Raw genomic sequence first — 7,139 nt, 5'->3', positions numbered from 1 at the left:
AGAATCGGTCTCGGGAATCGTGCCGCAGATGCAGACGCTATTCTTGTCCTCGGCCACAAACTGGGCTACCGCTTCAAGAATGCAGGTTACCTGACCCAGGCCCTCAAGCACCGCTCCTACCTTGCCGAGAGCGGCGAGCCGCGCTACATGGCCAATGAGAGGCTGGAACTGTTGGGCGATGCCGTATTGGCCCTAGTGGTGGTCGAATATCTTTTCCATCGCTACCCGCGGCGGCCAGAGGGGGAGCTTACGGTGATGAAGTCTTTGGCAGTAAGCCGCGGAGTTTTGGCCACTGTGGCACGGGCGCTGAACATAGGGGAGCATCTGCTCCTGAGCGAACAGGAGCGCAGGGCAGGAGGGGCCCAGCGTCCTTCCATCCTTGCCGATGCCATGGAGGCCATCATCGGCGCCGTCTACTTAGATGGCGGCCTTGAGCCGGCGCGCAAGGTGGTGCAGCGCCTGGTGCTGTCGCGTCTCCCGGGCATTCTCGCCAGGGAAGAGAACCAGAACTACAAGAGCCTGCTGCTGGAGTACTGCCAGCGGGAAAGAATGCCGACGCCCACCTACCGGGTGGAACGCGAGGACGGGCCAGAGCACGACAAGCTCTTCACCGTGGCGGTCAGCATCGGGGGCAAGCGGTATGGAACGGGCCAGGGACGGAGCAAGAAGGCGGCCGAACAGAGGGCAGCACGCGGCGCCCTCGTCAAACTGCACGTGATCTGAGACGGAGGAAGAGAGCTCGATGGACTACTTTCTGACCGAAGAGCAGAAGATGTTGCGCGAGATGGCGCGCACCGTTGCCGAGGAGAAGATCCGACCGGTGGCAGCCAAGCACGACCAGTCCGGCGAGTTCCCGTGGGAAATCGTCAAGACCTTGGCCGAGATGGACTTTTTCCGCGTGTGGATTGAAGAAAAGTACGGTGGCCTCGGCGGCGGCGTCCTCGATCTGGTCATCGTCACCGAGGAGCTGTCCCGAGCATGCGGCGGCATTGCCTTGGCCCTGGCCGGTACTGCCTTAGGCGCCTTCCCCATCATTATCGCCGGCAATGACGAGCAAAAAGCGCGCTACCTGCCCCGCTTGGCCAACGGAGAGGCACTGGCCGCCTTCGGGTTGACCGAGCCGGAAGCAGGCTCCGATGCCGAGGCCATCAAGACGACGGCGCGCAAAGATGGCGACTGCTATGTGCTCAACGGCACCAAACACTTTATCACCAATGGCGGCGTGGCCAAGATTTACACCGTAATTGCCATGACCGACCCGGCCCGGGGTGGACGTGGCGCCTCCGCCTTCATCGTCGAGGAGGGTATGGAGGGATTCTCCTACGGCAAGAAGGAAGACAAGATGGGCATTCGCGCTTCGGCAACCTGCGAGCTGATTTTCGAAGACTGCCGCGTGCCAAAGGAGAACCTTTTGGGCAAGGAAGGGCACGGCTTCATCATCGCCATGAAGACATTGGACAAGTCGCGCCCTGGTGTTGCTGCCCAGGCCTTGGGCATCGCGCAAGGGGCCTTTGACCTGGCCGTGAACTATGCCCGGCAGCGGCACCAGTTTGGTCAGCCCATCATTGCCTTCCAGGCGGTGCAGCACATGCTGGCGGACATGGCGACGCAAATCGAGGCGGCGCGCGCTCTCATCTACAGCGTGGCCCGCTACATCGACTCCGGGGCCACTGACATCGCCAAGGTTTCGGCCATGACCAAGGTCTTTGCTTCTGATGTGGCCATGAAGGTCACCACTGATGCCGTGCAAATCTTTGGTGGCTACGGCTACATGCGCGAATACCCCATCGAAAAGTACATGCGCGATGCCAAGATCACCCAGATCTATGAGGGTACCAACCAGATCCAGCGCAACGTCATCGGGCGTAGCTTGATCCGCGAGAGCGCCAAGCATGCGCGCGCCTGAACCCGGTGGGGGTGGCTGCGCCCAGAGGAGTGACGCCCAGGGGATAGAGAGGCATCGAGAGAAGAGTCTGTTGGTGTGGTTGCAGGAATATGCCCACCTCGCCCGACCGGAGAAGGGGTGGGCATATTTGCTGCGTGGGAATCGGGGCACGTGGGGGCTGGTCGAAAGATGGCTCAGCAGCGCGCGCCGCTGGCGCAGTGCCGGCCGAGTTGTGGGACCTCCCACGGCCGGCAACTGGAAAGTCCACGCAGCCTCGGGCCACAGTTGCCCGTGGTGCTTCTGAGGGAATCGGCTCGGCTTCCTCTTGGCCTTGCAACCCCGCCAGTCTGCCCGCATTAGACAGCCGTTCGCGTTCTGCGCTCCCGGGATGTTGCCGATCTTCCTTCGCCCAATGAGCCGCACTGTAGCGCTCCCCGCGGTTTCCCCGAGAAAGCTCTTGCACATCGCGAGGGCGTTGCGTATATTCTAACCCACGGAGGAGGCCAAGGCAATGGCAAGGGACAAACTCACATCGCCGGCAGCGGATGCCTATCGCACGGTGGCGGGGTATGCCGAGCACCAAATCAGGGTCAAGGGCTCGCGGTTTGTGGGGCAGGTCCAGCCTGTGACCAGCCGCGCGGAAGCCGAGGCTTTCCTGGCCGAGGTCCAACGCCGCTTCCACGATGCCACCCACCACTGCTACGCCTACCGCCTTGGCTGCGGGGCACAGGTGCTGGTGCGCAGCAGCGACGCCGGCGAACCTTCCGGCACCGCTGGCAAACCCATCTTAGACGCCTTGGAAGGGCGATGCCTCACCAATCTCATCCTGGTGGTCACCAGGTACTTTGGCGGTACGAAGCTCGGCATGGGCGGCTTGGCGCGGGCCTATGGGCAGTGTGCCGCCGAAACACTCGAACGCGCCGGCGTGGTGGAGCGCTTCCTAACGCGCACGTTCACGGTGAGCTGCCCCTACGACCTGGAGAGCGCCGTGGAACAGGTGGTCCGCAAGGTGCAGGGGCGGGTGCACGCGGTCGATTATGGCCAGCAAGTGAACCTGGTGGTTGCGGTGCGGCAAAGCCTTGCCGAAGAATTCCTGCGGCGTGTGGCCGCCGCTACCTCAGGCAAGGCGACGGCGCGCGAGGAATAGGCGGAGGCTCACCTGTGTCGTTGGCCGGCATGTTCCTGGCGTTGGCGCTCAGCGCCTTCTTCTCAGGCACCGAAGTGGTCTTCGTCGCGGCCGACCGCGTCCGCTGCGAAATAGCCCGGCGCACAGGGAAGCGAGGCGCCGGCCTTGCTTATGGTTTCGTGCAGAATCCTGAACGTTTCATCTTTACCACCCTGGTGGGCAACAACGTCGCTACGGTGCTCTTCTCGGCCCTTGCGGCCCTCCTGTTGCAACCGCACTTGCCGCCCGGAAGCATTATCGTTGACTCCGCCCTCGTTCTTCTTGTTGCCGGAGAGATTGTACCCAAGACGGTTATGCGCGAGAGGGCGCAGCGCTTGGTTCAACCCCTTGCCTATCCGTTGCGCTTGTTCGAACTGGTCTTCTGGCCGGTGAACTCCGTGCTGCGGTGGGCGGTGCTCAAGCTGGCGGGGCCACGAGCCGCGGATGCGCGCGCCACCTACGCCGTGTTCTCGCGCAAAGACCTGGCCATCCTGCTGCGCGAGAGCTTTGCCGCCGGCACCATCGCCAGGCATGAGCGCGACCTGATTTCGCGCCTTCTACGGCTGGCAGCGCGACCGGTGAGAAACATCATGGTGCCGCGCGTGGATATGGTCGCCCTGCCCCTCAATAGCACCCTGCAACAGGCGCAGCGCGTCTTTCGCCAGTCGGGCTACAGCCGTCTGCCGGTGTACGAGAAGACCCTGGATGACATCAAGGGAGTTGTCTACGTGCGTGACCTGCTGGGCAGGCCCAAGTCGCTGGCCGCCATTGTGCGGGACGTTCTCTTCGTGCCGGCGACGACCTCCTGCTATCGGCTTCTTCTGGAGTTTCGGCGCGCCGGCGCGGCAGTGGCTGTGGCATTGGACGAATACGGCGGCACCGCCGGCATGGTCACCCTGGAAGATGTGCTGGAGGAGCTGTTCGGCGAGATCGAGGACGAGCACGACGAGGAAGTGACTCTGTGGCGGCCCCTGCCCGATGGGGGAATCTGGGTTGATGCCCGCCTGGGCGTGGAGGAGCTGAACGCGGCCATGCGGTGGAAGCTGCCGCCCGGACCCTACAGCACCATAGCTGGATTCATTCTGTGGCGCCTGGGGAGGATTCCCAGAAGGGGCGAGTTCGTGCAGGTGGGACCGTATCAGTTCCAGGTACTGCGCGCCACCAGAAAGCGGATTCTTTCCCTAAAGGCCACCTTGGTGCAGATGGAATAAAGAAGCGAAGGGCCCACTACCCTGGCCCCATGGTGAATCTGCTGCCGCGTTCTTGGCACCAGGCCCCGGACGGCGTCTCTGCTCTGACGTGAAGATTGTACTTGATTTTTTCACTCGGTTTTTCTATACTTCATGGTGCGCAGCCCCGCCCTCTGCCGGCCCGGTTCCGAGGCTGGGGTGCCGAAAGCTACGAGGGCAGCGCAATGGTTGAGGCAGCTGGACATAGCCAGAGGCAACTGGTAGGGGCGGAGCCCGCATGCTGCCCCCCCGAGGGAGTGGGGAGCGCTGTGGGCGGATAGCGTGCCGAATAGGCAGAAAGAGGCCTGAGTGTGTGGTGCCGGGTGGCGCCCTGCGCTCAGGTCTTTCTTTTTCCGGGCGGAGCCCTCCGGGGGCGGTTGGCGCAAGAGGAGAGCTGAGTATTGTGGACGCCAAGCGGAGCAGGGCACGTTATGTTGAGGACATTGGCCTATGTCGGTGCGGGCTGCCTGGCAGTGGCGCTGCTGTGGCTGGCCTGCGGGGAGAGGATCACGGGGGAGAAAGAGGCGGTGAGGAGATCCGGGGCGGCACAGCAACAATTGGAGGCCCGGCTCTGCTGCAATAATATCTTTCCCTCGGAGCAAAACCCGCCGGGAGCAGAGGCGGGGATGTATTGTGGCGCACCACCCGATCACGTGATAAGCTGCGAGACCTGTGCCCGGTACTGGTCGGCCTACGGCCCGAACCCCACCGAAATGTGCCAGTACCTTCCGGGCGAGCCTCCCCTGCCCGATGTGCCGGTGCCCGCGGAGTTTGCGGTACACGTGACCGCGAACCACCCGCAGCTCGTCTGGTCCGCCTACTGGGTGCACGCCTACTGCCTCGAAAGAAAGATCGGCGGTGGTGCGTGGACGCTTGTTGCTACGTTGACCGACCACGAGGCTGACTCGTGGACCGACCAGGCGGTCACCATTCCAGACCCGAAGGGCAGAGCCATCTGGTATCGGATGAGGGGGCGCGTGTATGGCACATACTCATCCTACACAGAAGAGCTGCAGGCTATGCCAGAGGAGCAACGGGTGGTACCGTGAGAACGGCCACTGGCAGGCGGAAGGTAGCGGCGACAGGTTGGGTCAAGGGGGGTTCGCGGGGTGAAGGTGACACCCCGGCTGCGGCCCGGCAGCAGTTGAACGCTGCAGCCGGGGGCGTGGACTTGCAGCCGCTGCCAGCGGGGCCGGCAGGTGGACCCCGGGGGGAGCGCTGGGCGAGTGCAGCGGCTGCCGTGGTCATGCCAGGCCGGCACGGCTGGCGCCGGGGTTCCGTCTGCTTTGGCCGCTGAGCTAAGCAAAGGAGGAGGGATGAACTATGAAGAAAGCCATGACAGTGGCGCAGTCACTTGCCTTGCTGGCTTCTCTGGGAGTCGCAGGGCAGGGTTTGCAGGCGCAGCTGTGGGATCTTCAAGCGGTGAGGATTGCTCGCGACTGTTACGCGGTCGATTCGGTTGACAGTAGCACGGTCTTTTTCTGCGGCGTGGAAAAGAGCAGCGGTAAGCCTGCCGTGTTTCGCTCAACAGATGGAGGCATGACCTGGGCGATCTTTCCGTGGAACGACTGGGGCATTTATGATCTTTCGGCGGTGGACTCGTTGCATATTTGGGCAGTCAATATTCATCGCATCTATCACAGCGTAGACGGAGGTCGGAGCTGGGAGGTGCAGTTTGACGCCTCCTCAGATACAACGGTCACGAAATTTCTGGACTACATCGAGATGTTCGATGCGCTGCATGGCGTGGCCGTGGGAGATGCGCCGGCCAGCGCCCCTTTGGCGGTTTTGGTGACAGAGGACGGAGGTAAAACTTGGGTGTCGCGCAACCGGTCCTACTTCCTGGGTGCCTGGCTGAGCGACCTGTGGCGCGGGGTGCAGTTCGTGTCCCCAGCCGTCGGCTTCGGACGCTTCGCCTGCCGCACAGTACCCGTGGATAGCTTCTTCCTGCAGAAGACCACAACGGGGGGTGCTGCGTGGAGTCCGCTCCCCATTCGCGCTGACAAGGTCAATGTAGTCCGATTTTTCGATGAGCAGATAGGTTTGGCCGCGTGGAAGGGCGACAGCCCGATCTACTTGACAAGGGATGGCGGCGCGACCTGGACCGCTCATGAGCCCGCCCTTGGAGAGAGGTGGTTTCAGGATCTGGAATTCCTACCGGGCGATCCTTCCACGGTGTTCGCTGCGTTGGCCCCTACCGATTGGGGTAACCCAAGAGATGTGCTTGCGGTCAGCAACGACACAGGAAAGACCTGGACCGCTCTGCCTACACCTTCCATCGGCTGTCCCAGGGACATCGACATGGCTGATGCGGCGCATGGGTGGGTTGTGGGCGATGGCGGGGTGCTGCGCATAAGGGCGGCGGCAAGCCGTGTAGTTTCCGGGGGCCCCCGACCCACCCCGGCCTCCTTTGTTCTCCACGCGATTCGGCCAAATCCCTTCAGCGGCAGCGCCTCCATCAGTTTTGAGTTGCCGGAGCCGCAGCGGGTCACCATAGAAATCTTCAACGTGTGCGGGCAGAAAGTCGCCGTGCTTGCGGATGGTCAGGCTTTCCCTGCTGGGCGGCACAGCCTGCTGTTTCGCGACCCGGGGCTCCCCAGTGGTCTGTACCTGTGCCGCGTGAGTGTCGGAGCCGAGCTGGTCTCGCGTCGTATCGCACTCTTGAAGTGAGGATGCGGGATAGGTGGGTAGTCTTCGTGGTGCCAATTGCGGAGCTCGTGATGTCAGTTGCTCACGGTCGCCGCACCGCTGGCCGCCAGGCGCTGGCCGCAGCAGGTGCGGCGGCGCGGGCGCATGGTGAATCTGCTGCAGCGTTCTTGGCAGCAGGCGAGCCACAGTCGCTTCACTCTGGGCTGAAGAT

6 protein-coding genes are annotated in these 7,139 nt (G+C 62.9%); all 6 read left to right on the top strand.

Annotation, left to right across the window (positions count from 1 at the left end):
* A partial coding sequence (rnc, locus tag H5U38_14785) for a ribonuclease III (GenBank protein MBC7188288.1) occupies positions 1-723 on the top strand: 723 nt, incomplete at its 5' end.
* 19 nt (positions 724-742) lie between these two features.
* A complete protein-coding gene (locus H5U38_14780) occupies positions 743-1,906 on the top strand; it encodes an acyl-CoA dehydrogenase family protein (GenBank protein ID MBC7188287.1) in 1,164 nt (387 codons plus the stop codon).
* Between the two features lie 490 nt (positions 1,907-2,396).
* Positions 2,397-3,032 (top strand): YigZ family protein, encoded by a 636-nt coding sequence (locus H5U38_14775; GenBank protein MBC7188286.1) that lies wholly within the window; start codon positions 2,397-2,399, stop codon positions 3,030-3,032.
* Positions 3,033-3,046: 14 nt separating this feature from the next.
* The gene (locus H5U38_14770; GenBank protein MBC7188285.1) at positions 3,047-4,261 is read left to right on the top strand and encodes an HlyC/CorC family transporter; all 1,215 of its coding nucleotides are present in this window, start codon (positions 3,047-3,049) and stop codon (positions 4,259-4,261) included.
* A 449-nt stretch (positions 4,262-4,710) separates the two neighbouring features.
* Positions 4,711-5,328, top strand: coding sequence for a hypothetical protein (locus tag H5U38_14765; protein ID MBC7188284.1), 618 nt, complete (start codon positions 4,711-4,713; stop codon positions 5,326-5,328).
* Positions 5,329-5,602: 274 nt separating this feature from the next.
* Positions 5,603-6,949 (top strand): T9SS type A sorting domain-containing protein, encoded by a 1,347-nt coding sequence (locus H5U38_14760; GenBank protein MBC7188283.1) that lies wholly within the window; start codon positions 5,603-5,605, stop codon positions 6,947-6,949.
* Positions 6,950-7,139: the final 190 nt, after the last annotated feature.

It is taken from the genome of Calditrichota bacterium, assembly GCA_014359355.1.
GTDB lineage: Bacteria > Zhuqueibacterota > Zhuqueibacteria > JANLFK01 > Oleimicrobiaceae > Oleimicrobium.
Note: the sequence above shows the minus strand (reverse complement) of the source record. Positions and strands in the feature narration are given on the sequence as shown.

Bases quoted from the DNA above. Each gene is read 5' to 3' on its own strand.
- H5U38_14775 (MBC7188286.1), top strand. From the start codon at position 2,397: ATGGCAAGGGACAAACTCACATCGCCGGCAGCGGATGCCTATCGCACG.
- H5U38_14780 (MBC7188287.1), top strand. From the start codon at position 743: ATGGACTACTTTCTGACCGAAGAGCAGAAGATGTTGCGCGAGATGGCG.
- H5U38_14760 (MBC7188283.1), top strand. From the start codon at position 5,603: ATGAAGAAAGCCATGACAGTGGCGCAGTCACTTGCCTTGCTGGCTTCT.
- H5U38_14765 (MBC7188284.1), top strand. From the start codon at position 4,711: ATGTTGAGGACATTGGCCTATGTCGGTGCGGGCTGCCTGGCAGTGGCG.